The sequence below is a fragment of the Lederbergia galactosidilytica genome (assembly GCF_017873565.1).
In the GTDB taxonomy this organism is placed as follows: domain Bacteria; phylum Bacillota; class Bacilli; order Bacillales; family Bacillaceae_C; genus Lederbergia; species Lederbergia galactosidilytica.
This window is the reverse complement of record NZ_JAGGKH010000021.1, coordinates 34,611-58,696: the sequence shown is the minus strand read 5'-3', so window position 1 is coordinate 58,696 and position 24,086 is coordinate 34,611. Positions and strand designations below refer to the sequence as shown.

Genomic DNA, 24,086 nt, shown 5'->3' with positions numbered 1-24,086 from the left:
AATGGTAATGTTATTAATTGTAGATGATGAAGCATGGGTTCGAGATACCATTAAAACACTGGTGACACAGGATTCCTCTCCCTTAAACGATGTCCATATTAAAGAAGCAAAAAATGGTATAGAAGCACTGGATTTTCTAAAGCAAACAAAACCTGACCTTATGATAACTGATATGAAAATGCCTGGGATCGACGGAAAAAAATTACTAGAAATCATTGAGAAAGAGTACCAAGATCTCCCCATCATTGTCTTAAGTGGCTACCATGACTTTATTTACACAAAACAGGCGATTAAATCACGAGTGATTGAATACTTACTTAAACCAATTAATCATCTTGAATTATACCAAGCACTTGAAAAAGCCCTTGAGCTAAGCAGAAAAAGGAAGGAATCTGAAATTCATTACCATTTATTTTCGATGAGTCGGCCAGAAATGAATGATATTATCCAACCATTTCTTCGCTCTCTTTTCTTTCATATCAAGGAGGCAAATAAAGAGGAATTTATAAAGAATATGAATCATTTTATTTCTTTGCATGGGGATTCGTTAAAAGGGGATGAAGCCTTCCTCGCTCACTGGCAAAGAAAATTCATCGAAATGATTGAGGAAATTATGCAGGAATATCAACTTCGGCTCGAGGATTTTAAGGTTAAGCCAGAATTGTTTCAGATCGAACTTTCCTTATTGGAAAAAATTGTAGAAAAACAAATGAAAATAGGCCATGCTGTCATTTTCACAATTAGCGAAAACAAAAAACAAAAGCATCGACTGAATTTGAAAGAAACTAAACTTTTCATTGAACAACGCTATGATTCTCCTGACCTATCTTTAGACATAGTTGCCAAGAATTTTTTTGTGAGCAAAGAGTATCTAACGACCGTATTTAAAAAACAATATGGTCAGAATATTACGGAATATATTATTTCACTTAGAATGAAAAAGGCAAAAGAGCTAGTCGAAAACACAACCATGCAATACAAATTAATTGCCGAAAAAGTTGGGTATGAGGATATTTCCTACTTCTATCGAGTATTTAAAAAATTTTATCATATGTCCCCAGGAGAGATGAGAAAGTAAATGTCCAATCCCTCATCTCTAATTTCCGGGGTACTTTGTTTCTTAAAATAGTCCAACTGGAAGCGTTAACAAAATCCATTACTTTACCCTACAGAAAGCGTTATCATTTTAGAAAAGGAGGAGATATAAATGAAGAAATCATTTGTTGTATTATTAATTCTTATTTTAACAGGGGGATTATTAGCAGCTTGCGGTTCAAGTAGTAGCTCCACAAATTCAAGTGGTGAAAAACTTGAAAAGGTAGATTTAAAGGTATTTATAAGTCAACCGCGTTTTAAAGAACAATATGAAACATATTTAGATCAATTTGTGGAGAAACAAAAGGAAGAAAAAGGACGAGATGTGAATATCAAGCTTGAAATGCCTTCTGTGAACCAGGCTGATCAATTATTAAAAACTCGTCTTGCTTCAGGAGACAGCCCGGATGTATTTAATCTTCATGCAATTAATGATATTCCTACTTATGATAAGGCCGGTTATCTTGAAGATTTAAGCGATCAACCATTCGTTGATACTATTTATGAAACTGTTATTCCAGCTGTTACAAAAGATGATCGCGTTCTAGCCGTTCCATTAGAAACATTGCAATGGGGTTTTCTATATAACAAGGACATTTTTGCTGAATATAATCTTGAAGTACCAACAACTTTAACAGAATTGGAAAATGTGATTAAAACATTGGAAGAAAATGATATCACCCCCTTTATTCGTGCTTATAAAGACACCTATATCCCACAATTATTTTTACCATTAGTTGTTGGATCGGCAAATGAAACGTCAAATAAAGGCTTTATTGACAATATGAATGAGGGAAAAGGCAGCTTCGATGAGCTGAAAGATTTAATGTTCCCTGTTATTGATCTAGTCAATGATCATGGAACTGATCGACCTTTAGAAATTGGACAAGACCAAGGGGCAGCAGATTTTGCTAATGGAAAAGCAGCGATGTGGGTACAAGGACCTTGGATGGCTGAGTCAATTGAAAAGTCAAATGGTGATATTAATTTTGGAGTAGCTCCGTTACCAATTAGTGATGATCCGAGTCAAACCTTAATTAATTTAGGGACTTCCACTTCTTTAGCGGTTTATAAAGATAGCAAAGTCAAGGACGTAGCTCTCGACTTTATTAACTATATTATGGATGAACAGGATTCCAGTGGTTTATATGAAAGTTTGGCGTTTAACCCTATTTCAGAATTGCATACTTTCCCGCTCTATCCATGGTTAGAGGAGTCACAATCCTATATTGAGGAAGGAAAAGTCTACCAAGACCCTTCCATTCCATCCGCTGTTAAGTCTGAATCAGAAAAACTGTTACAAAGTTATCTTGCCGGTGATAAATCCCAGGAAGATGTATTAAAAGGACTTGACCGTGCATGGCAACAATTTCTAGAAGTAAATAAATAAAGTGACATTTCAGTCAGTGGGATGGTTTAAACGTACAGTATATCATTGCTTAAGCCTGCTTCCCCCACTGATCAGCAGTTATCCTCCTTATGCTTTCCGTATTCTCTAAAGGTAAGGATTACTGCCCTTTTATTATAGGATAAAATTCATATTTCTTGTGAGAAAACAGCCTTATAGCTGCTTTCTCACGGGAATTGAAGTTTGAAAGGAGCGAGTATTATGTCTGCGAAGGAATCTACATTGGTAACACCTAACAGATCTTTAACCACGACAAAAGCCAAGAAAAAGAATAAGCATTTAAGTCTCATTCTATTTGTTTTACCAGCTCTCCTGTTTTACTTTTTATTTCTATTTATCCCTACCATTGGTGCCGGAATCTATAGTTTTACAAACTGGAATGGACTAAATCCCAATTATGATTTTGTCGGATTTAGCAATTATATTGAAGCTTTTCGAGATGATGCTGCCTTTAGACATGCCTTTTTCTTTACTTTAAAGTACACAGTCGTTGTGTTCTTCGTGCAAAATATTATTGCACTTTTTTTAGCATTATTAATTGAATCAAGAACACGATCAAAAGGTTTTTTCCGGACCATCTTCTTTATGCCGAATATGCTTAGTTTAATTATTAGTGCCTTTATGTTCTCGTTTATTTTCACAAATGTTTTGCCTGAATTGTCGCAAAAGGCTCTCTTATCCTTTCTTGATCAATCATGGATTGGAGATCCCAAGGTTTCCTTCTATTCGATTATCATTGTCGCCTTATGGCAAGGAATTGGGTATATGATGGTCATTTATATGGCGGCATTACAAGGGGTGCCAAAACAATTGAATGAAGCCGCTATGATAGATGGTGCGAATGTTTTTCAAAGATTGAAAAATGTTACTTTGCCGATGATCATGCATGCCATCACTATTTGTTCTTTCTTAACTCTCAATAATGCCTTTAAAGTATTTGATGTCGTCTATGCTTTAACTCAAGGAGGACCTGGTACTTCTACACAGGTTGTCACATTAAATATTTATGAAGAAGCCTTTTCCAATAATTTCCGCTTTGGTTATGCAAATGCAAAAGCGATGATTCTATTTCTCGTTGTAATGGTCATCACACTTATTCAAATTAGAGTGACAAAAGGTAAGGAGGTAGAAGCCTGATCATGAAACCTAATCGTCTATCATCTATTTCTATTAATATAGTATTAACTCTATTTGCTACCATTGCCTTTTTTCCTATTTATATGGCTGTCCTTAATTCCTTTAAAACCCATGGTGAAATTTTTGATTCTGTTTTAGCTCTGCCTAAGTCATTTAACTTTGAAAATTATATCAATGTCTTTGAACAATTAAACTTGTTTGGAAGTGGTTTTAACACATTGATCGTTACTGTAATCGGACTTGCAGGGATCGTAATTTGCGGTTCTTTAGCAGGATATAAACTTGCAAGGACACCCGGAAAATTAAGTGGAATAATCTTTGCTTTGTTCGTCGCCTCTATGTTAGTCCCCTTCCATTCCATTATGATTACACTTAGTCAAATGGCAAAGGGATTGGGATTACAAGGTTCACTTGTTGGATTGGGGCTTATCTATATTGGGCTAGGTTCCAATATGGCTGTTTTTCTTTACCATGGATTCGTTAAATCAATCCCACTTGAACTAGAAGAGGCCGCAAAAATTGATGGTTGTAGTGATTTTCAAATCTATTATAGAATTATTTTCCCTCTTCTCAAACCAATTACAGCAACCATTTTAATTTTAAATGTTTTATGGCTTTGGAATGACTTTCTCTTGCCCCTTATCATGCTAACAGATGTAAATAATTATACGTTAATGCTCTCGGTCAATATGTTGTTTGGGCAATATAACAGTGATTGGCCGATGATTTTAGCCGGATTAGTCGCAACTGCTCTTCCTGTTCTTATTTTCTATGCATTTTTCCAAAAACATATTCTAGCAGGAATTTCAGAAGGGGCGATTAAATAGTGGTTTTAACAAATCGGGCTATGTCCATTACGTAGCCCGATTAGCTGTAGTAAGAAAAATCCCAGCCAGAAAGGAATTTGGAAATCATGAATGAATTATTATATGGTGTTGCTTATTATGATGAATACATGCCTTATGAACGACTAGATAAAGATATTGAGTTGATGAAAGCCGCCAATATTAATGTCGTTCGAATAGCTGAATCCACTTGGAGCACACATGAACCACAGAATGGTGTATTCGACTTTTCATCAGTGGATCGTGTTTTGGAAGCTATGCATGCTGCTGGAATTAAGGTCATTATCGGTACCCCCACTTATGCTGTACCAACTTGGATGGTAAAAGAGCATCCCGATGTACTGGCGGTCACTTCCGATGGGCCAGGAAAATATGGTGCTCGGCAAATTATGGATATTACCAATCCAACTTATTTATTTTATGCCGAAAGGATCATTCGCAAATTACTTGAAAGAACACATAAACACCCAGCCGTAATCGGGTATCAAACAGACAATGAAACAAAACATTACAATACCGCAGGACCAAATGTTCAACATCTATTTATTAAATATCTAAAGGAAAGATTTAACTTGGACGAACTAAATGAAAAATTCGGACTCAATTATTGGAGTAATCGTATTAATAGTTGGGAGGATTTTCCTTCTGTAATCGGCACCATTAATGGCAGTCTAGGTGCTGAATTTTCAAAGTTCCAACGTCATTTAGTAACAAAGTTTCTTAGTTGGCAAGTATCCATAGTTAATGAATACAAACTTCCTGGTCAATTTGTTACACAGAATTTTGATTTCGAATGGCGTGGCTACTCCTATGGCATTCAGCCGAATGTTGATCATTTTCAAGCATCCAAACCATTTGATATAACAGGAGTTGATATTTACCATCCTTCGCAAGATGATTTGACCGGAATAGAAATTTCCTTTGGCGGAGATGTAGCCCGGTCTACCAAACAGAGCAATTATTTAGTTCTTGAAACAGAAGCCCAAGCATTTACAAATTGGACACCATATCCCGGTCAACTTAGATTGCAGGCTTTTAGTCATCTAGCTTCTGGAGCAAATATGGTCTCATACTGGCATTGGCATTCCATTCATAATTCTTTTGAAACATATTGGAAAGGGCTACTAAGTCATGATTTTGAACCTAATCCAGTTTATAACGAAGCCATTACAGTTGGAAGAGATTTTAAACGTCTCTCACCTAAGCTAGTTAATTTAAAGAAGGAAAATCAAGCAGCTATTCTAGTTAGCAATGAAGCTTTAACATCGATTGACTGGTTTAAATTTAATTTGAACAGTAGCAAAAATTACAATGACATCGTTAGACTCATGTATGATGAACTTTATAGAATGAATGTGAGTTGTGATATTGTTAGTCCTACTTCAGATGACTTGGGAAAATATTCAATTTTATTTGTTCCTGCACTATATTCCGCACCTGATAGCTTACTAGAACGCTTGAATGATTTTGTTAAAAATGGTGGTCACATTGTCTATACATTTAAAAGTGGATTTACGGATGAATATATTAAGGTTAGAACGACTAAACAGCCGGCTATCATTCAAGAAGCTTGTGGGGTTTCTTATAATATGTTTGTGGAACCTAAAAATGTTTCCTTGAAAAACGATCCATTTAGTGTTGGGGAGGAACATAATTATATTGATACATGGATGGAATTACTTACCCCGACAACGGGAAGTGTGCTCGCTTACTATGATCATCCTCAGTGGGGGAAATATGCAGCTATCACGAAAAACCATTTTGGAAAGGGTATTGCGACTTACATTGGTTGTATTCCAAGTAAGGAAATTATGAAGGAAGTATTGCAAGCCGCTATTAAAGAAGCCGGTCTCTGGCAGCTAGATCAAGAGATTACCTTTCCGCTCATTACAAAAAATGGTGTGAATGCTGACGGTAAATCTATTCGCTACTACTTTAACTATTCCGGTGATAAGGCTTCCTTCCAATATCCACATCAATCAGGGCAAGAATTATTAACAGCAGTGCAAATCCAGCATGGAGAAAAATTAGTACTGGAACCATGGGATTTTATTATTATTGAAGAGAATTAAAACCGAAACAAAAACGGTTAATGATCGGGGACAACGATCGGGGACTGTCCCCCAGCGCTTTAACGTATTACCTTACTGGGGGACAGTCTTGAATTACCCATGACTTCATCAGAGGTAAATATCCATGATTGATAAGGAATGCTACTCTATTTTTCCACCTCTAACTTTTAGTATCAAAATATTGAAATGCTTAATTAGTATATCATGTTATAAGATATAGATATTTGTAGTGAACATTAAGGGATAGTATGATAAAAAGCAAGCGATTTTCTTAGAATGGGAATGTTAGTCAAGGAGGCAAATATGATGAAGCAGCCAGTAACGGCCCGATTGCTTCGGCCCTGCTCATCCAGGTCAAGACTTTGTAATAGATAGTGCCATTTTGGGGATGAAAGAACCGTCACTAAATAAGGCTTCAAAAGCACCTCACATGCTAGAATGACCACAAATGACTGGCGCAACAATTCTACTTTCCTAGTTCGCAACTAACTCTTATCTGTTGAAGGACATATTTCAATTTTAACTGTATAACTAATATATGATCGGTAGATATCTGAATATTCTGTAATAAAGATAGAAAATAAACTGGTTTAGAGCAGGGAATATGCGTAGACTCCAGCGGAAGTTAATCTGTCCCTAGTGATGGGCCTGAGTCACTCTTATCCGGTAGGAGTCTCTATCGTAAATGATTTGGGCTTAGATTCATTTTCTCAAAACCTAATCATCTTTGAACATTGAAAAATACGCTAGCATGGACTTTTCATTTAAATTTTTTCTACCGGTGCCACCGTAAATTTCCCATACTCAACACCTTTTAAACTTGTTAATTGATTGCTAAGTGTTTGAATGTCTTTTACCTTTCCTTTCACAATAATCGTTTCTAAACAATTATCATGATCTAAATGAAAATGGGTAGTTGCTAACACCACATCATGCATTCGATGTTGGATTCTTGTTAATTCCTCCATTAGATTCCTCTGATGATGGTTATAAAACAAAAGGATGCTCCCTGCAACCAACTCCTCCTCTTCCTCCCATGAATGTTGGATAATCGCATCTCGCACTAGATCACGGATCGCCTCTGACCGATTCGTATATCCCTTACGTGTCACCAAATGATCAAAGCGTTGAAGCAACCTCCCCTCCATCGAAATCCCAAACCTCTTCAAGCCTGCCTGTTCCATCTTCAATCCCTCCTCAAAATTCGGGGACTGTCCCCCGGCGCTTTAACGTATTACCTTATTGGGGGACTGTCCCCAGCAAGGTTTTAGCGTATGGGTGCTGTACATTTTTTAGTTTGGTTGTGGCAATGTTTTCTACGATTTTGCCTTTGTGGAGAAACATGATTTTGTCACATAGGTGGGTGACGACTTGGATGTCATGAGAGATGAAGAGGATGGTCATGTTCATTGTTTTCTTTAGGTTGTTTAGGAGCTCAAGGATTTGCGCCTGAATGGAGACATCGAGTGAACTGACTGCTTCATCTAAGACTAGAATTTGCGGTTTAGTGCTAATTGCCCTTGCGATGCAAACCCTTTGCAGCTGCCCACCACTTAATTCATGTGGATAACGCTCCGCAACGGATAGTGGCAACTCAACGGTTTCTAATAATTGCGCTATCTTTTCATCAAGAGCTTTATTTCCTCCAAAAGCTTGGAGAAATTCTCCAATAATCTCCTTTACTCTGAATCTTGGATTAGCGGAAGATGTATAGTCTTGGAAAACTATGCCTATTTTCCCTTTATTTTTCCGAATCCAATTTGCCACCTTTTCCCCTTCTATCTGAATGGATCCTTTCTCAACTTTCTCAAGCCCAACAAGCAAACGACTTAATGTGCTTTTTCCGCTGCCACTTTCACCGACCAAGCCTACACAGTCTCCACGTTCCAGAGTAAAGGTAATCCCAGATAGTACATCCTTTCCGCTTTTCCCTCTCCACTTTTTCATGTAGCTTTTAGATACTTCCTTCACTTCAAGCATTATACCGGATCCCTTCCCAACGCCTTTCTAAAAGATTGCGTGATCTTCTCCCTTGTCTCGACTAAATACTTTGTATATTCATGTTTCGGTGTTGAAAAAATAGCGTCAACATCACCAAACTCTACTTGCTTTCCTTGTCTCATCACAACTACTTTTTCCGCTATCCTCCGAATAATATCAAGATCATGTGAAATAAAAAGGATCGCAACCTTTAATTCCTTCCTTAATCTCTGAAGCTCCTTTATTACTTCACTTTGGTTAAGCGGGTCCAAAGCAGTCGTCGGTTCATCCGCAATAATCAAGTCAGGTTTAACCGCAATGGTGAGCGCAATCATAATCCGTTGCAACATTCCCCCCGAGAGTTGATGAGGATATTTTTTCACTACTTGTGTTGGTTCACGAATATTCATTTTATCAAGTTCCTGTAAAGAAATCTGAATTGCTTCCTTTTTAGAAACCGCAAGCTTCTCACATAAAGTTTCTGTCATTTGCTGGCCAATCGTATAAAGGGGGTCAAAAGCAGACATTGCATCTTGTAAGATCAAGCAGATCCGTCGACCTCTTAATTTCCTCATCTCTTCTTCTGGCAATTGCAGAAGCTCCTTCCCTTGAAAATTAACAGCACCGGAGACGCACAAATTTGGATGCAACAACCCCATTATTGCTTTTGCTGATAATGACTTTCCACTACCACTTTCGCCGACAATTCCAAGACAGCTATTGGCCGCTACAATAAAACTCAACTTCTCGACAAGTAATTTTTGCTCTTGCGTTCTAATAGTTAGATCTTGTACGGTTAATAGTGCCACTCCCTCACCTCCTTCGGCTCACACGTTTCACATTCCATGCATCTTGTAAACTATCACCAACAAATTGAAAAGCCGCAACAACAAAAAGAATCGCTAAACCTGGAGCCAGCATTTGATAAGGATGCACAACCATCACATTTTTCGCTTCATTTAACATCATTCCCCATTCAGGCATTGGCGCTTGTACACCCAGCCCTAAGAAAGATAGTGCTGATATCATCAAAATCACTGCACCAGCATCTAATGTTGCAAGCACAGAAAGCTCACCAGTTGCTGCTGGTAAAATATGTCTTCTCACAATATGAGTGGTTCCACATCCCGCCACTTTAGCAACTTGAATATAATGCTGGTCCGTATATTGTAAAACAACTGAACGAATCATCCTGGTATACCATGCCCATTTTGCAATAATGGTAGCAAGCACCACATTCAGTAAACCCGGTCCCATCATCCCGATTATTGCGAGTATCATTACCTCGCTTGGAAATGATAAAAACACATCACAAATTCGCATAATGATTTCATCCATTTTCCCGCGAAATACGCCTGCAAGCATCCCTAACATAGTACCGATTAAAATGGTGATGACCATTGTCAACAAAGAAAGAAAAACCGTTGTTCGAATACCATAAAGCAATCTTGAAAAAATACAACGTCCCAATTGATCTGTTCCTAACGGGTAGTCCCAACTGATCCCTGAAAATTTTTCTTTTACATTCATTTCATATGGACTATGAGGCGCGAAGAGTGGGGCGAAGATGCCGGCTATTAGGACTAGAAAAAGAAAGCCAATACAAACGAGTGCAAAGCGGTCATCCATTAGTCTTTTAATCCCCCGCATCATCATCCCTCTTTTCTCATTCTCGGATCAACAAATGTAACAAATAAATCAACTAACAAATTACAGACGACAAATAACACTGCCATTAATAAAACATAAGCTTGTATAACGGGATAATCTCGATTAAAAATGGCTGTCACGCAAAGTCTACCGACACCTGGCCATGCAAAAATATTTTCAATGATCACAGTTCCTGCAATTAACCTAGGTATTGACATTCCCATTGCCGTCATAGAAGTTTGCAATGAATTTTTTAAAATATGCCGTAAGATCGTTAGTTTTTTCAAGCCACAAGCCTGTAAATAAACCACATAATTTTCACCTTTCGCTTCAACCATTTGATTACGCAAAAGGCGTACATAAGTTGAGATATAGGCAAATGCTAAGGTGATAGCTGGAAGAATGACAGAACTTGGACTTTCCATTCCACTTGTAGGAAATAGATTCCATTTTACAGCTAACAACCACATGAGGAGAAGTCCTAACCAAAAACTTGGAATGGCTTCACTCATAAAAACAAGACCACGGACAAGGCGATCGAAAAAACTTCCTTCATAAACCGTGCATAAGACAGCGATGAAAAGGCTAACTGAAAAAATAATTATTAAGGAAGTAAAGGCTAAAAGCAAAGTTGCTGGAATTGCCTGCTTCATTTCTAATAAAACAGGCTTATTTGTCACATAACTAATGCCGAAATCACCTTGGACACTTTTCCCTAACCATGTGACATACCTCTTAAAGAAAGGCTTATCTAAACCTAATTCCTTCCGTATCTGTTCGACTGCTTCTTCCGTCGGAGTGATCGCATTGACTCGTAATGCCACTTCAGCTGGATCACTATCACTAAGATTGATTAATATAAAGGAAAGAAAAGAAATTCCTAGCAATAAGGGAATAATTCCAATACATCTCTTGATTACATACTGTCTCATTTGCTTCCTTCTACTCTTTCTAGACCGAAAAGGCAGATCCACCTCTGCTTTCCCATCCTCTATTTTTTTCAAAAAACATATGTTCAAATGGCACCTCGTATTGCGAGACATTAAAGATTATCCCTTGTAATTCCGGCACATGAACTGCTTTTGTTCGCGAATACGTAAGTGGAATGTAAACATTCTCGTCATGGATATACGTTAAAATCTGCGCATACATGTCTTGCCTTTTTTCTTCATCCGCTTCAATCATTACTGATGTAATCATTTGATCTAACCATTCTTTCTTTTCCAGTCCTAATTGGGCTTGATAATCCCCATGTGCTGGGATTCTCCATGATGATAAATAAGATTGGGGATCATACGGGGGCCCCCAAGATAAAGAATACATCATATCAAATTCCCCTGTTTTTTGGCGGTCAGCAAAGGCTTGCGTTTCCTCGCCAATGATTTTAAGATTGATGCCAATGTTCTTCAAGTCTTGTTGCATAAATTCACTTATGGTCTTTTCTTGGGCATTATCTGAATTATAATAAATCGAAAGCTCTAATTTTTGCCCATCCTTCGACCGGACCTTCCCATCCCCTAATGTCCAACCCGCTTCATCCAAAAGTTGTGCTGCATGCGCAGGATCGAATGAACTCACACTTAAATCCAGATCACTGTATGGAACAGTCGAAGCCATTAATGTGTTTGCAATCGATTCAGATCCATTTAATACATCATCGGCAATTGATTGTTTATCAATTGCATACTGAATGGCTTCCCTTACTTTAGAATCTCCTGTAATAGTTTGATTTGTATTTAATAAAATGGCACGGGAGGCAATCGGATTGCTAATTTCAGTTTGATATTTCCCTTGTTCTTCTAAAGCTTTGAAAGAATCAATATCGATCATATCGCCATCTGCTCCAAAGATCAGGTCAATTTCCCCTTTCTCGAGTGCCAATAAAATCGTTTGGTGATCAGGCATAACCTTCCATCTAACTTCTTTTACCTTTGGTCTTTCTCCCCAATAATCTTCATTGGCTGTAAACAAGGCATATTGATTTTCCTTATGTTCCGTCAATACCCAAGGTCCTGTTCCAGCATAACTAGTTACACCATTTTTTGTCTGTCCATCTTTAAAAGCTTTCGGAGAAATAAAGCGGAATGGGCGTGTTAGCCCCAATTCCGTTAAGGTAGGGTAATAAGGATGTTTTAATACAAGCTTATACGTGTATTCATCTACAACGACATTTTCCTTCATTTCATTGACCATATCTAACCAAGCATGCCGCTCAATATTCTCTAATATTGCATCCATATTGAGCTTTACAGCTTCAGCATTAAATGGTTCGCCATCCGTAAATGTTACGCCTTTCCTTAGATGAAATGTGTACTCCAACCCATCTGCTGAAATATCCCAGCTTTCTGCCAATCCAGGTTGTATACCATCTGCTGTATTCACAACCAATGATTCAAAGACCATATTTTGTGCGGCCATTTCACCGCTATAGAGGTGGGGATTAATATCACGTATATCTTTTGTACTTGCGTAAACAATCTCATTAAGATTTTCCTGTTTATTTTCCGTTTCTCCTTCCCCTTGACAAGCAGCTAAAATAAAAAGTAACAAACAGAGGATAATGAGCATCGGTCGTCTCAATTTATTCATATTCCCTTTCCACCTTCTTCATAGAAATCTTCATTTTCCTTCTAGATATATTGGTGTAAAATTTTATATTTTCATTTTTGTCCACGCTTACAACTTTTGGTCCATATGGATTGTTTGCCAAAGCGGATCGTCCTCTTTCCATCTTTTTTCAAAGCCCAGTGCTTGCCAAAATGGAATCGCACCTGGTAAAAACGGATGGGTATGCAAATATAACTTTTGATAACCGACATTGCGACTAAATTGCAAGACTTCACGAAAAAGTCTCGAGCCAACCCCAGCTCTCCTCAGATGTGGATCCACATAGCATTTAACGATTTCTGCCGTTTTCGAGTCTTGATAGAATGGCTGCAAATGTTCAAATCTTCCATCGTATGGACAGATCGCAATCGTTCCTATAACTTGTCCTGTTTGAGTATAAGCAGCATACATAATAGCGGTTTTTCGTTGAAGATAAAATGATTGAAAATGAAGTAAGTCTGAAGGTAGTTGATCTTTTGACAACATGGGGAAAATTTCACTTCGAATACGCATAATAAAGTCGACCACTTGAGAAATGTCGGTTTTTTTCACAATTTGAATTGTATAATCTTGTTTCTTTTTCATGTACACACTCCTTTTACCACGTAACACATTTTTTCAATAACGTGTTACAAATATACACACTCATTTGAATAAACTGATTACAATAGTATAACAGTCTCTCTATGAATATTTCAATCCTTACTCTAAAATTACAATTTCCTATTGAATTTAGTTTGATCGATCACCTTAAAGCTCAATTTCTTTTTGTATGAATAGTAAAAAGCGATGATGACCTACAATCAACATCGCTTTTCCATTATTAAACTTTTGCAAACTTATTTAGTGTTTGTGAACCCACCATCAATCCGAATCACTTCTCCATTGATGTATTGTGCTTTTGATGTCAATAGGAATGTAACAAGTTCTGCTACTTCCTCAGGAGTACCTAGTCTTTTTTGTGGTATTCCACCTGTGGCATTTGCTTTCATTTCTGGATTAGCCTCATAGAATGCCTTCACCATCGGAGTTTCAGTAGGACCAGGTGCGATTGCATTGACACGTAAACCGTCTTTAGCATATTCTGCGACCATGCTCTTTGTTAAACCTACAATTCCATGCTTCGTAGCGGAGTATGTTACAACTGAGTCTTGTCCAATCACACCAGCACTTGAGGCTGTATTGACGATGGAACCACCACCATTTTTCAACATCACTTCCGCAACATAACGTACACCATACAATGCACCTAATAAATTAATACCGACAATTTGATCGATTTCTTCAATCGTTGTATCTAAATAGAATGCACCACTGCCTGAGATCCCTGCATTATTAAAGAAATAGTCAATAGTACCAAAATGTTCAACTGTCTGATCCACATAATTTTTCACTTCTTCAGCCTTAGAAACATCGGTTTTTATGAAAATAGCTTCTGCCCCTAATTCCTTAACCATCTCTACTGTTTCATTCCCGCCTTTTTCATTCACATCAACAACGGCAATGTTGACTCCATCTTTCGCTAAACGGACAGCTGTTGCTTGTCCCAAACCGCTACCAGCGCCCGTAACAATTGCTACTTTTCCCATATAAAATATACCCCCAATAATAGATAAGTTTAAAACTGTCAAAGATAATTATATTGGTTTAATCTTTATAATGGAAAATAATCAGCTCAGGGATCCGCTTTCATATAGTTTTTTTACACTGTTAGATTTATGCTATTACCCAAAAACTTCAGTTGGCGTTTTGTTACAAGAATTCACACTGACAAGTAGAATTGGATCTATGATAAAATATTAATAAATATTATTGTGTTCGGTCGCAATTTGAAGGGGGGATTTTACATGAAAGTAAGAGACTTCATGATTACAAACGTCTTTACTGTAACACCATTGACTACTGTCAGGGATTTACTATCTGTACTTAATTCCAATCGAATTGGCGGTGTTCCTGTTGTAGACGAAAAGGGAAATTTGGCTGGTATGGTTTCCGATGGTGATGTGCTGCGTTATTTGGCACCAAAGCTTATGGGAGTTGCTGGACTTGTTTATATGATTGATGATGGCGAAATAGAAGATGTCATAAAAGAAAAATTGAATACTCCAGTAAAGGAGATTATGACCAAAAGGAACCTCCTTTTTGTCTCACCCAATGAAGACTTTGAAACAGTATTGCGTTTATTGTCTCAGCATCGTTTGAAAAAGCTTCCTGTACTTAACCGAGCTGGCCGCGTGATCGGCGTTATTAGTAGAGGCGATATTATTGATAATATTTCAAAAAAGATTATTCCATCATAATATGAATCGCTCTAGTTCCTTGACCTTTCATTTTCCTTCTCCCTAAAATTCCTAGTAACTTAAAATATTGCAAAAGAGACCGGGACAAAGAAAAACCGAACTATTATGCGCATATAACCCACTCCGGAAATATACTTCACTTTCCACGGGCGGTAGGTGATTCCTCGGGCCTACAGGATGTAGATCACGAAGGTGTTGCGACGTACAAGGACGTACTAGTGTAGGTGAAGTAACAGGGAGTTGCGCTTTGAGCCTGCTGCCAGGACGGCGCGTACTTAGCCTTTGCTCCTCATTTGCACTCCAGGATCTCATGGATGCCTTTCGATGAACACGATATTCTAGTGTCGGCGTTGGTCACAAGACGTGACCAACACCGACCTCCCGCAGAAGTCTTCCTATATTTCCTTCGCTATGGTAATGCACCATTCGTCTTTAACGCCTAACATGTTAATTATGTCCCAACTTCTTTGTGAAATGATTTTGTCAGATTATCTATGCACGGGTTCTGTCGCTTTCACCATAGTAAGCGATTTTTCCTTTACTTCATTTGGCTTTTTTATAAAGAAAGAACAGATTACAGCAAGCATGGAAATCCCTGTCGTAAAGTAGAACGCAGTTTTGACTCCTGCCGCTAATACTTCTCGTTGGGATGCATCAGGAAAATCGAGTAAATAACCAGTTTGACCTGCTGTAAATATGGAAATCGCAATTGCAGTTCCTGCTGCCCCCGCAACTTGATTCAATGTATTCATCGCCGCTGACCCATCTGCGTATAATTCGCGTGGTAATTGGTTCAGTCCATTTGTTTGGGAAGGCATCATTACCATTGATAAGCCAAAGAATAAAACGATAAATGCTCCAATAATTGCCCAGGCAGGCGTGGTCGCAGAAATAACTGACACGAATATGATATTTCCAATCAAAATAGTAATCGATCCAAGAATCACGAATGTACGTGGCCCCTTTTTATCAAATAGAGAACCAATAATCGGCGACATAATCACATTAACGGCATTACCAGGAAGTAATAACAATCCTGCCACAGCTGCACTAAATAGCAAAGCACCCTTTAAATAGAGTGGTAATAAAATAGCTGATGATAAAATGATTAAAATGCCTAGAAACATCATAAATGTTCCTAAAGTGAACATTGGATACTTAAAGACACGCAAATTAACCATTGGCTGAGCCATATTCATTTGCCGAATGCCAAATAGAATAAGTGCAATAATCCCTGCAAGTAAAGGCAGCCATACGATAGGCGCTGTAAAAGTTTCTTCGGCCATAGTAGCCAAAGCAAATATTAGCCCACCAAATCCTATTGTTGATAGCAAAATCGATAAGATATCGATCTTAGGTTTTGTAATTTCCGAAACATTCGTTATTTTCACTACAGCAAATACTGTCAATAGCACATAGAATATAGCGCTAAACCAGAAAATAAAATGCCAACCAAGTGAACTGATAATTACTCCTGAAAGTGTAGGTCCTAAAGCTGGAGCCAATGTAATCACAAGCCCCATCAGTCCCATTACAACACCCCGTTTTGTGACCGGGAAAATAAGTAAAACAACCGTCATCATGACCGGCAGTATAAGCCCCGTGCCGAGCGCTTGTACGAGACGACCCATTAGTAAGAGAACGAAATTGGGTGACAAACCTGCTAATATCGTCCCTAACAAAGAGATCACAAGTCCCCCAATTACTAATTGTCTTGTGCTAAACCACTTCATTAGTAGAGCTGTAATCGGAACTAAAATGGCTAGTACTAATAAATACCCTGTTGTCAGCCATTGTGCGGTCGGAGCTTTTACGGAAAACTCCTCCATCACATTTGATAATGCCATATTTAAAGCCGTTTCACCAAATAAGCCTATAAAAGCACCCAACATTAAAATAAATGCCATTGTCTTTGGATTTTTTACTTGAATTTCTGTACTCATGAAAATCTCCTTTTCTATAAAGTGAAACTTCATTCAGTGAGTTTTTTCCATTCCTCACTGAACAGTAAGGATCAAAGGCTAAATTGCCTGTGTCCTGCAGGCCTGAACCAATAAAGGATTTACTGGTAGTTGATCCCCCACTTACAATTTTTTGTTGTTCCTCGAATTTTAGATATAGGGGGCTTACCGTCAGTTGATCCGAGATAAATTAACTAGTCTCAGTAATCCCTGAGTAAATAATTTTTTTGAGAAACGTTGTCGCGATCTTGTTTATCAGCGACTTTTTATCCATTGCTGTTGTCCACCTCCACATACCAACTTGCTTACTATATCAAAATGCTTTTCTTATTGTCAACCAAGTTGACAATATTCCTCCCATCAAGTTTTTATAAGCTTAATTGACTAGAAGGATTGTCTACTATTGCAGAATTAATCATCTAATCGGACCATACCATTTGCAAAATTAATGATATTTTATTCATTAGAGGGAATACATTGGAGAAGTAATAAAAACCCTTGTTTTATCAACGAAATTGACAAAACAAGGGTTTTTGATTGTTTAAATTAGTTGTTATGGTTCGATTCCCCATTCCAACTTTAAGAGTGTTTTTAGAGTTTTTACATGCTCACTACCTATTTTTTCTGCGATTTTGTTTTCAAGTTCAGCTTTAAGCTCCTCATTTTTATGGAAGCACTCTTCCCCTAAGGTCGTTAACTGAATACACTTCTCTTTCTTGTTGTTTTTTACATTATGAATTTCTACCAATCCTTTTGCGGAAAGGCTTTTGATAAATTTATGGATCGCTTGGCGGGAGATATCCACATTTTTTGTTACATATGAAATGGATGGTCGCTTTTTATAAATCCTCGCCATAATATACCATTCAGAATTTGAAATATAAATTTCACTTTGATCGTTCCATGCCTTCTCTGCAATTTTCCGCACCAGACCATGACGCTCACTCAATAAATCGATAAGATCTAAATGTTGTAATTCGGAATTTGAAATCAACCGATTCACTCCACTCCTTATAATCGCCACCTACTATACAAAATCTATTATTCACTGTCAACTTGGTTCACCCATTAACACTTCCATGGAGAAACAACAGTCTCAATAAATTTACCGGTAGATGAACACAATCAGATATGATTTATTCAATCTTCTATTTTTACTTGATGGTAAACCCTTTCTGTATACGCAGTAATTGCTACATCATAATCTGGATAGAGAAATCCGAGTTCACTTGCCACAAGCTTAGCATATTGTCTAAACAATCGATAACAAGTAAATAAGGACTGCCACATTTTGCTCTCACTTGCTTGTGAATAGGTTGATAGAAATGCCTCCCAATCCTCCTTAGGAAGATATTGCTGAATAAATTTATAGTTTTTCCCCACACTAAAGGTATATCCATGCTCCAGCCCGATTTGCCATGACATCATCCTTAATAAATTCGGTCGCGCAATTTCATGTAAATGGTCAATCGCGAATAGAATTTCCTTTCTCGCTAATCCTTTTACTACATAGGTCGCCACCATCCAAAATTCATTACAACAATCATCAAACTCCCTTGCCGTTGGCCTTTTAAGCCAATATTGCCGATCGTTCGCCTGCAGCTCTTTTTTGACGAGTGAATCTTTATCCAATAGCACCTCTACTAAACCATCACTCTTAAAAAAATACTCTTCCACTTCCTGCAGGGGGATCAGTGTCAGGTCCACTTTATTACCATCTTCAAATAACATAAGGTAGGAAAACCAATTCCCTAATTCCGGGGGGAAAAGTTCCATATCTTCCGGTTTCTGCATAATCAACCGCTTTCCAAATATGTCTAACCAATCATCACTTCTTTTAAAGGACTCTAGCTCTGTCACAAAAAAGGAAAGATCGAAATCTTGAAATGCATCTCGGGTTATACTTGGATTTGTACGTGAACCTTCTAACATTACTAGGCGAATCCGCTTATCATTCTTGGCAAATCCCATTAGCATCTCCATCATTTCAGCTTCACTTCTCATTAATGATTCCCTCCTATGTGCACCGCAACAAAACTTTAAATTATAGGACTTTAGAGGTCTAAACTCGCCTTTACTCTACCATAACTATATTATAATGGAATAGCGAAATCATTGAATAAAACTCTATGGTCAGTTTAAATTAAACTATAGAACTAAGAAGGAAAGTGAACGATTTGAATACAAACGATCAAGCAGCCATTCGGTTTGAATCAGTGAATTATGTAATAGATGATATACAGATCCTCAAAAATATTACTGGATCTTTTCACAAAGGCAAAATCACTACCTTGGTAGGCCCATCAGGGGCTGGAAAAACGACTTTATTTCGTTTATGTAATGCGATGAAATCTCCAAGTTCAGGCAAATTATATATTCATGATAAACCGATTGATGCTTATGACCAAGTGGAACTGCGCCGCAATGTCGGCATTGCCTTGCAAAATGCGCCAATGCTCCCTGGAAATGTCCGCAAAAACCTAGCACTGCCCGCGACACTAAAAGGGGAGGTTTTGGCTGAAGAGGAAGCAAAGCGATTCATGCATATTGTCGGACTGAAAGAAAGTCTTTTAGACAGAAACAGCAAAGATTTATCAGGTGGTCAGCGACAAAAGCTTTCGATTGCTCGCACCCTTGTCAATCGACCAAATATATTGTTGTTGGATGAAATCACAGCTTCCCTCGACCGGGTATCCCAAGAGGAGATTGAGGCACTCATCAAACAAATCAATCAGAAATATGGGACAACGATTATTTGGATTACCCATAATCTAAGACAAGCTATGACGATTGGAGATTATACATGGGTGATGATGGAGGGTAAATTGATTGAATCAGGGAAAAGCAGCTTACTAAATAACCCCAAAAATGATAAGGTCAAACACTTTGTAAAGGGGGAAGTAGAATGAACTTCCTTACTTTAGCGCTGACACTTGTGTTTGTAATCATTCCGCTTATTTTATCAAAAACATTAAAACTAGGATTGGAAAAAGATACTCTAATTGCAACTATCCGTTCTATTATCCAATTACTTGTGGTCGGGTATCTTCTCCAGTTTGTCTTTGATTCAGAAAACATCATCTATATTTTATTGATGATTTTCCTGATGATCGGGGCAGCTACATTAAATGCCCGAAAAAAAGGCGCCTCAATCCGTGGAATCACTTGGAAATTGGTTGTCACCTTTAGTTTTGTTGAATTATTAACCCAGGGAATTTTATTAGGGTTGAAAATTACGCCCGCGACAGCCCAATATATCATTCCTATTAGTGGAATGGTGGTTGGGAATTCCATGGTATTGGGCATTCTCTTCTTGAACAGATTTACAGCGGAAATTGCCGCGCGTAGGGATGAAACGGAACTTATCTTATCGCTAGGTGGTACACCGAAACAAGCGATTCATCGCCAGCTGATTACATCTATACATGCAAGCACCATCCCAACCATTGAAAGTCAGAAAACGATTGGACTTGTGCAACTGCCTGGCATGATGAGTGGGCAAATCATTGCTGGGGCTGATCCTGTTCAAGCGGTGATGTTCCAATTACTGATTCTATTTTTGCTATTAACGACAGCAGTGATGACAAGCATTTTACTAGGCTATCTATCTTACCCACCCCTCTTTAATAAACGGATGCAGTTTTTGGATGGTGAGCTTGAAGAATCAGATTAGCTTGAATAAAATCTAAGACGCCTAATGAATCTTAAATGCTCCTTTAATCAGCTAGTTTGATGAAAACTTACTAGACTTGATTAAGAGGAGCCTATTTTTTCAAATCATTTGTATATAGTATAGAAAATCAATGAGACTGGGACAAAAGTGCTTTCACAAAAAACAATGACGAGAGAATTCGTACTACCTTAACATGGGAATTGATCATGCAGATTCCCTTGTATAGGGTTGTGTGAGCGAAATCCCTTTAGTTTCATGAAGAAAGTGTACTTCCCACCGGCATACTTATTAAGTGATGAATAGAAATCCGGACTCCCCCCTTTCCAACAGAAAAAGCCGAACTACTTGATGCAATAACTAGCTTCGGAATTATCCTTCGCTAAAATGTCGAAGCCTCTTCTAACTCTTCACCCGATAATCTGAAAAACAAAAAAGTGAGATCATTGATCTGCTTTTTTTATTGTCGTACCTCCACGGTCTATTAAACATTCTCTTATCCCCAATTAAAGCTTATTAATTCTCCCCTCCCTGATCATTTAATAATTATTTAAGAATTTCCTAAGAAGCACTTTAGAATTGCCTCGTATGATGAACACAGATCAAATTTTGGAGGGATTTCGCTTGAATGGAAACAAATCAAGAATTCGGATTGGAAGAATAATTTATTTAATTTTAGCTATCCTTTTTACATTATGTATCTTTACCCAAATTTATCTGGCTGGAATGGCGATCTTTATGAACCCAGCAGTATGGCTAAAGCACATGATGTTTGTACATTTGTTTGGATTTAATGTACCCATTTTTATGCTGATCTTTGCTTTTATCGGGGCACTGCCTCGCTGGGCGTACTGGCAACTTTTTGGAATATTCACTTCCATCTTTCTCATGTACTTTTCAGCCAATATGAGAACCAACTTTCCTTGGATTGGCCCTTTACATGTGATAATCGCAATTTTACTATTGGGACTTTCCTGTTTAGTTGTAGGCAAAACATGGACATTAATTTTTCGTAAAAAGTAACAGAAAGGAAGGATTGAAAAATGAGATTATTTTTAGCCGTGATCGTAGGGATAATTGGAGGGTTTATCTTAGGCATCGCTTTATCTAGTTTTATTGGCATTTGGGGGGTGGTCTTATGGAATGAACCGATGGGAATCAAATTCCTCCCTTATTTCACTTCATTCATATGTGCCATTATCGTCCCAATGATTGAACTTAAAAGTCAAATTCGACACTAATACGAGGATGCCTGTTTTTTGAATAGTATTGTATTATAATGAAAGGCTGATATTCAGTAACCTAGCACATAATAATGATATAAAAGTAGGTGATGGTATTGTCAATCAAGAAACGCTTAGTTCTATCCAATATCGGGATGATTATCATCCCGATTATCGGTTTCTTTTTGGTTGAAATTATTTTGGGTTATCTCATATTTGTCGTTTTTCATGGTGAACCAGATGGTGCAGATTTATCCCGTTTTCTAAGCTTTCGCTTGGTCGCTATGATCTTTGTCTTAACTATCACTAATGGATTATTAACATATTATGTGTCAAGGAGTATCATTAAACCTATTCAAAAACTATCTTTTGCTGCCAAGAAAATCAGTGAGGATGATTTGGATTTTCGCCTACAATCCAAACAAAAAGATGAACTTGGTGAGCTTACGAGAACATTTGAAATCATGCGTCAAAAACTTAAAGCGGCAAAAGAAGCCCAAATAAAATATGAAGAAAACCGTCAAGAATTAATTGCCAGTATTTCGCATGATCTAAAAACACCGTTAACTTCCATTAAAGGTTATGTAAAAGGCATTCAAGATGGTGTCGCCAATACTCCAGTAAAACTAGAACGTTATATGGACACCATTTATAAAACAGCGAATGAGATGGATGGATTAATTGATGAACTATTTTTATATTCAAAGTTGGATTTAAAGCAGTTACCTTTCTATTTCGAGAAGGTAGATTTATATTTCTTTTTCAAGGATTTTATAGAAGAGTTATCCTTCCATTTGGAAAAAGAACAAGGTACCGCTATCCTTTTAGCCAATCCCGATGACTCCTATATCGTGGAAGCTGATCGAGAAAAATTAAAACGGGTCGTAACGAATCTTATCCAAAACAGTTTGAAATATATGGACAAGCAAAAAGAAATTACCGTCTCCCTTCACTTTAAAAACGCGGATGTGCTTGTCGAAATAAAAGATAATGGTATTGGGATTAGTAATGTTGATATCCCTTTTATTTTCGAAAGCTTTTATCGTACCGATTCTTCTAGGAATTCCTCCACAGGTGGCAGTGGATTAGGATTATCGATTGCCAAGAAAATAATAGCGGCCCATGGTGGAGAAATTTGGGCAGATAGTGAACTTGGAAAGGGTACTAGTATTTATTTCACATTAAGAAAAGGTGATATACATGCCAAAAATATTGATCATTGAGGATGAATTAAATATTGCCGAATTAGAACGGGATTATTTAGAAGTCAGTGGTTTTGAAAGTGATATCGCGACAACAGGTGAACAGGGATTAAATCTTGCTAGGAACTATACTTATGATCTGATTCTCTTGGATTTAATGCTTCCTGGGATTGATGGTTTTGATTTGTGTAAAAGGTTGCGCCAAATCTTAGATATCCCGATCCTAATGGTTACGGCAAGAAAAGAAGATATAGATAAGATCCGCGGATTTGATCGGGGAGCCGATGATTATATTATCAAACCATTTAATCCTAACGAATTGGTAGCTAGAGTAAAAGCCCATATTTCTCGCTATGAACGTTTGATTAATCGTGAAACTAAACAGCTTGATATCCAAGTGAACGGTTTAACGATCCAAAGCGACTCAAGACAAGTATTCTTCCATGATGAAGAGAAAATTTTGACGGCAAAAGAATTCGATTTACTCAAATTTTTAGCAACCCATCCAAACATCGTTTTTACTAAAGAACAATTAATGGAGCGAATTTGGGGATATGATGCTATTGGAGATCTCACTACAGTTACCGTTCATATCCGAAAGATTCGGGAGAAAATCGAGACCGATCCTTCCAATCCACAATTTATCGAAACAATTTGGGGGGTAGGCTATCGTTTCAATAAATAGGAGAAGAGATTGTACTCTCCATTTCTTCTCCTAGCTCATCTAATAGAATTTCTAGGCTTATCCATACTTTATATTTTATCCTCCCTATTTCCTATCGGGTCCTCTATCCAAACAAATCTTTCCATTCCTTCATTATTAATCAATGCTCTATTTCATTTTTTGATTTAGAAGCTATATGTAGGCTATTCCTATGCATGTGTTCCAACGGTTCACTATACTTTTAAATATTAAAATTTCATGAACGGCAATAT

The 24,086-nt window shown here is 37.6% G+C and carries 23 protein-coding genes; 12 read left to right on the top strand and 11 right to left on the bottom strand.

Features of this window, described 5'->3' with window-relative positions:
- The first annotated feature begins 1 nt into the window (after window position 1).
- The 5 genes from J2Z23_RS18450 to J2Z23_RS18430 all read left to right on the top strand — a co-directional run bounded on the left by J2Z23_RS18450 (window position 2) and on the right by J2Z23_RS18430 (window position 6,557).
- A complete protein-coding gene (locus J2Z23_RS18450) occupies window positions 2–1,078 on the top strand; it encodes a response regulator (protein ID WP_064468488.1) in 1,077 nt (358 codons plus the stop codon).
- Between the two features lie 129 nt (window positions 1,079–1,207).
- Window positions 1,208–2,485, top strand: a complete 1,278-nt coding sequence (locus tag J2Z23_RS18445; RefSeq protein ID WP_057982883.1) for an ABC transporter substrate-binding protein — start codon at window positions 1,208–1,210, stop codon at window positions 2,483–2,485.
- Window positions 2,486–2,704: 219 nt separating this feature from the next.
- Window positions 2,705–3,640: a carbohydrate ABC transporter permease gene (locus tag J2Z23_RS18440; protein ID WP_082881392.1), complete on the top strand. Its 936-nt coding sequence runs from the start codon at window positions 2,705–2,707 to the stop codon at window positions 3,638–3,640.
- 2 nt (window positions 3,641–3,642) lie between these two features.
- On the top strand, window positions 3,643–4,467 hold the full coding sequence (locus J2Z23_RS18435) for a carbohydrate ABC transporter permease (RefSeq protein ID WP_209974798.1): 825 nt from the start codon (window positions 3,643–3,645) through the stop codon (window positions 4,465–4,467).
- Between the two features lie 86 nt (window positions 4,468–4,553).
- On the top strand, window positions 4,554–6,557 hold the full coding sequence (locus J2Z23_RS18430; protein ID WP_064468489.1) for a beta-galactosidase: 2,004 nt from the start codon (window positions 4,554–4,556) through the stop codon (window positions 6,555–6,557).
- A gap of 764 nt (window positions 6,558–7,321) precedes the next feature.
- Here the strand turns inward: J2Z23_RS18430 and nikR are convergent.
- From nikR to J2Z23_RS18390, 8 genes are all read right to left on the bottom strand, one after another.
- On the bottom strand, window positions 7,322–7,741 hold the full coding sequence (nikR, locus tag J2Z23_RS18425) for a nickel-responsive transcriptional regulator NikR (RefSeq protein ID WP_057982877.1): 420 nt from the start codon (window positions 7,739–7,741) through the stop codon (window positions 7,322–7,324).
- 55 nt (window positions 7,742–7,796) lie between these two features.
- Window positions 7,797–8,504 carry an ABC transporter ATP-binding protein gene (locus J2Z23_RS18420; protein ID WP_238456180.1) on the bottom strand — a complete coding sequence of 236 codons (708 nt, stop codon included), beginning with the start codon at window positions 8,502–8,504 and terminating at the stop codon, window positions 7,797–7,799.
- 32 nt (window positions 8,505–8,536) lie between these two features.
- Window positions 8,537–9,346, bottom strand: coding sequence for an ABC transporter ATP-binding protein (locus tag J2Z23_RS18415; RefSeq protein ID WP_209974795.1), 810 nt, complete (start codon window positions 9,344–9,346; stop codon window positions 8,537–8,539).
- A gap of 4 nt (window positions 9,347–9,350) precedes the next feature.
- A complete protein-coding gene (gene opp1C / locus J2Z23_RS18410; protein ID WP_064468491.1) occupies window positions 9,351–10,187 on the bottom strand; it encodes a nickel/cobalt ABC transporter permease in 837 nt (278 codons plus the stop codon).
- 2 nt (window positions 10,188–10,189) lie between these two features.
- Window positions 10,190–11,119: a nickel/cobalt ABC transporter permease gene (opp1B, locus tag J2Z23_RS18405; RefSeq protein ID WP_209974794.1), complete on the bottom strand. Its 930-nt coding sequence runs from the start codon at window positions 11,117–11,119 to the stop codon at window positions 10,190–10,192.
- A 19-nt stretch (window positions 11,120–11,138) separates the two neighbouring features.
- A complete protein-coding gene (gene nikA / locus J2Z23_RS18400) occupies window positions 11,139–12,776 on the bottom strand; it encodes a nickel ABC transporter substrate-binding protein (RefSeq protein ID WP_209974791.1) in 1,638 nt (545 codons plus the stop codon).
- Between the two features lie 87 nt (window positions 12,777–12,863).
- On the bottom strand, window positions 12,864–13,379 hold the full coding sequence (locus tag J2Z23_RS18395) for a GNAT family N-acetyltransferase (protein WP_057982864.1): 516 nt from the start codon (window positions 13,377–13,379) through the stop codon (window positions 12,864–12,866).
- A 254-nt stretch (window positions 13,380–13,633) separates the two neighbouring features.
- Window positions 13,634–14,383 carry an SDR family NAD(P)-dependent oxidoreductase gene (locus tag J2Z23_RS18390; protein WP_057982862.1) on the bottom strand — a complete coding sequence of 250 codons (750 nt, stop codon included), beginning with the start codon at window positions 14,381–14,383 and terminating at the stop codon, window positions 13,634–13,636.
- A 258-nt stretch (window positions 14,384–14,641) separates the two neighbouring features.
- On the opposite strand from J2Z23_RS18390, the gene J2Z23_RS18385 reads away from it, so the two are divergent.
- Window positions 14,642–15,094, top strand: coding sequence for a CBS domain-containing protein (locus tag J2Z23_RS18385; RefSeq protein ID WP_057982860.1), 453 nt, complete (start codon window positions 14,642–14,644; stop codon window positions 15,092–15,094).
- Between the two features lie 488 nt (window positions 15,095–15,582).
- Here J2Z23_RS18385 and J2Z23_RS18380 read toward each other — a convergent pair whose 3' ends face one another.
- From J2Z23_RS18380 to ant(6), 3 genes are all read right to left on the bottom strand, one after another.
- Window positions 15,583–17,037 carry a DHA2 family efflux MFS transporter permease subunit gene (locus J2Z23_RS18380; protein WP_064468493.1) on the bottom strand — a complete coding sequence of 485 codons (1,455 nt, stop codon included), beginning with the start codon at window positions 17,035–17,037 and terminating at the stop codon, window positions 15,583–15,585.
- Between the two features lie 571 nt (window positions 17,038–17,608).
- Complete coding sequence (locus J2Z23_RS18375) at window positions 17,609–18,049, bottom strand: MarR family winged helix-turn-helix transcriptional regulator (RefSeq protein WP_057982852.1); 441 nt, start codon at window positions 18,047–18,049, stop codon at window positions 17,609–17,611.
- A gap of 146 nt (window positions 18,050–18,195) precedes the next feature.
- Window positions 18,196–19,059, bottom strand: coding sequence for an aminoglycoside 6-adenylyltransferase (ant(6), locus tag J2Z23_RS18370; RefSeq protein WP_064468494.1), 864 nt, complete (start codon window positions 19,057–19,059; stop codon window positions 18,196–18,198).
- Between the two features lie 173 nt (window positions 19,060–19,232).
- On the opposite strand from ant(6), the gene J2Z23_RS18365 reads away from it, so the two are divergent.
- The 6 genes from J2Z23_RS18365 to J2Z23_RS18340 all read left to right on the top strand — a co-directional run bounded on the left by J2Z23_RS18365 (window position 19,233) and on the right by J2Z23_RS18340 (window position 23,835).
- Window positions 19,233–19,964, top strand: coding sequence for an ABC transporter ATP-binding protein (locus J2Z23_RS18365; protein ID WP_064468495.1), 732 nt, complete (start codon window positions 19,233–19,235; stop codon window positions 19,962–19,964).
- Window positions 19,961–20,728, top strand: a complete 768-nt coding sequence (locus J2Z23_RS18360; RefSeq protein ID WP_057982846.1) for an ABC transporter permease — start codon at window positions 19,961–19,963, stop codon at window positions 20,726–20,728. Before J2Z23_RS18365 ends, J2Z23_RS18360 begins: the two co-directional genes overlap by 4 nt.
- Before the next feature lie 621 nt (window positions 20,729–21,349).
- Window positions 21,350–21,748, top strand: coding sequence for a DUF6220 domain-containing protein (locus J2Z23_RS18355; RefSeq protein ID WP_238482853.1), 399 nt, complete (start codon window positions 21,350–21,352; stop codon window positions 21,746–21,748).
- 20 nt (window positions 21,749–21,768) lie between these two features.
- Window positions 21,769–21,966 (top strand): DUF5957 family protein, encoded by a 198-nt coding sequence (locus tag J2Z23_RS18350; protein ID WP_057994221.1) that lies wholly within the window; start codon window positions 21,769–21,771, stop codon window positions 21,964–21,966.
- A 98-nt stretch (window positions 21,967–22,064) separates the two neighbouring features.
- Window positions 22,065–23,171, top strand: coding sequence for a sensor histidine kinase (locus tag J2Z23_RS18345; RefSeq protein ID WP_209974788.1), 1,107 nt, complete (start codon window positions 22,065–22,067; stop codon window positions 23,169–23,171).
- Entirely contained in the window at window positions 23,149–23,835 is a 687-nt protein-coding gene (locus J2Z23_RS18340; RefSeq protein ID WP_057982840.1) for a response regulator transcription factor, read from the top strand. The genes J2Z23_RS18345 and J2Z23_RS18340 overlap by 23 nt, the downstream gene beginning before the upstream one ends.
- Window positions 23,836–24,086: the final 251 nt, after the last annotated feature.

Excerpts from the sequence above, each read along its gene's own strand:
- J2Z23_RS18385 (WP_057982860.1), top strand. The coding sequence starts at position 14,642 with ATGAAAGTAAGAGACTTCATGATTACAAACGTCTTTACTGTAACACCA.
- J2Z23_RS18350 (WP_057994221.1), top strand. The coding sequence starts at position 21,769 with ATGAGATTATTTTTAGCCGTGATCGTAGGGATAATTGGAGGGTTTATC.
- J2Z23_RS18450 (WP_064468488.1), top strand. The coding sequence starts at position 2 with ATGGTAATGTTATTAATTGTAGATGATGAAGCATGGGTTCGAGATACC.
- opp1C (WP_064468491.1), bottom strand. The coding sequence starts at position 10,187 with ATGCGGGGGATTAAAAGACTAATGGATGACCGCTTTGCACTCGTTTGT.
- J2Z23_RS18340 (WP_057982840.1), top strand. The coding sequence starts at position 23,149 with ATGCCAAAAATATTGATCATTGAGGATGAATTAAATATTGCCGAATTA.
- J2Z23_RS18440 (WP_082881392.1), top strand. The coding sequence starts at position 2,705 with ATGTCTGCGAAGGAATCTACATTGGTAACACCTAACAGATCTTTAACC.
- J2Z23_RS18390 (WP_057982862.1), bottom strand. The coding sequence starts at position 14,383 with ATGGGAAAAGTAGCAATTGTTACGGGCGCTGGTAGCGGTTTGGGACAA.
- J2Z23_RS18445 (WP_057982883.1), top strand. The coding sequence starts at position 1,208 with ATGAAGAAATCATTTGTTGTATTATTAATTCTTATTTTAACAGGGGGA.
- nikA (WP_209974791.1), bottom strand. The coding sequence starts at position 12,776 with ATGAATAAATTGAGACGACCGATGCTCATTATCCTCTGTTTGTTACTT.
- J2Z23_RS18380 (WP_064468493.1), bottom strand. The coding sequence starts at position 17,037 with ATGAGTACAGAAATTCAAGTAAAAAATCCAAAGACAATGGCATTTATT.
- nikR (WP_057982877.1), bottom strand. The coding sequence starts at position 7,741 with ATGGAACAGGCAGGCTTGAAGAGGTTTGGGATTTCGATGGAGGGGAGG.
- J2Z23_RS18430 (WP_064468489.1), top strand. The coding sequence starts at position 4,554 with ATGAATGAATTATTATATGGTGTTGCTTATTATGATGAATACATGCCT.
- opp1B (WP_209974794.1), bottom strand. The coding sequence starts at position 11,119 with ATGAGACAGTATGTAATCAAGAGATGTATTGGAATTATTCCCTTATTG.
- J2Z23_RS18395 (WP_057982864.1), bottom strand. The coding sequence starts at position 13,379 with ATGAAAAAGAAACAAGATTATACAATTCAAATTGTGAAAAAAACCGAC.
- J2Z23_RS18360 (WP_057982846.1), top strand. The coding sequence starts at position 19,961 with ATGAACTTCCTTACTTTAGCGCTGACACTTGTGTTTGTAATCATTCCG.
- J2Z23_RS18420 (WP_238456180.1), bottom strand. The coding sequence starts at position 8,504 with ATGAAAAAGTGGAGAGGGAAAAGCGGAAAGGATGTACTATCTGGGATT.
- J2Z23_RS18435 (WP_209974798.1), top strand. The coding sequence starts at position 3,643 with ATGAAACCTAATCGTCTATCATCTATTTCTATTAATATAGTATTAACT.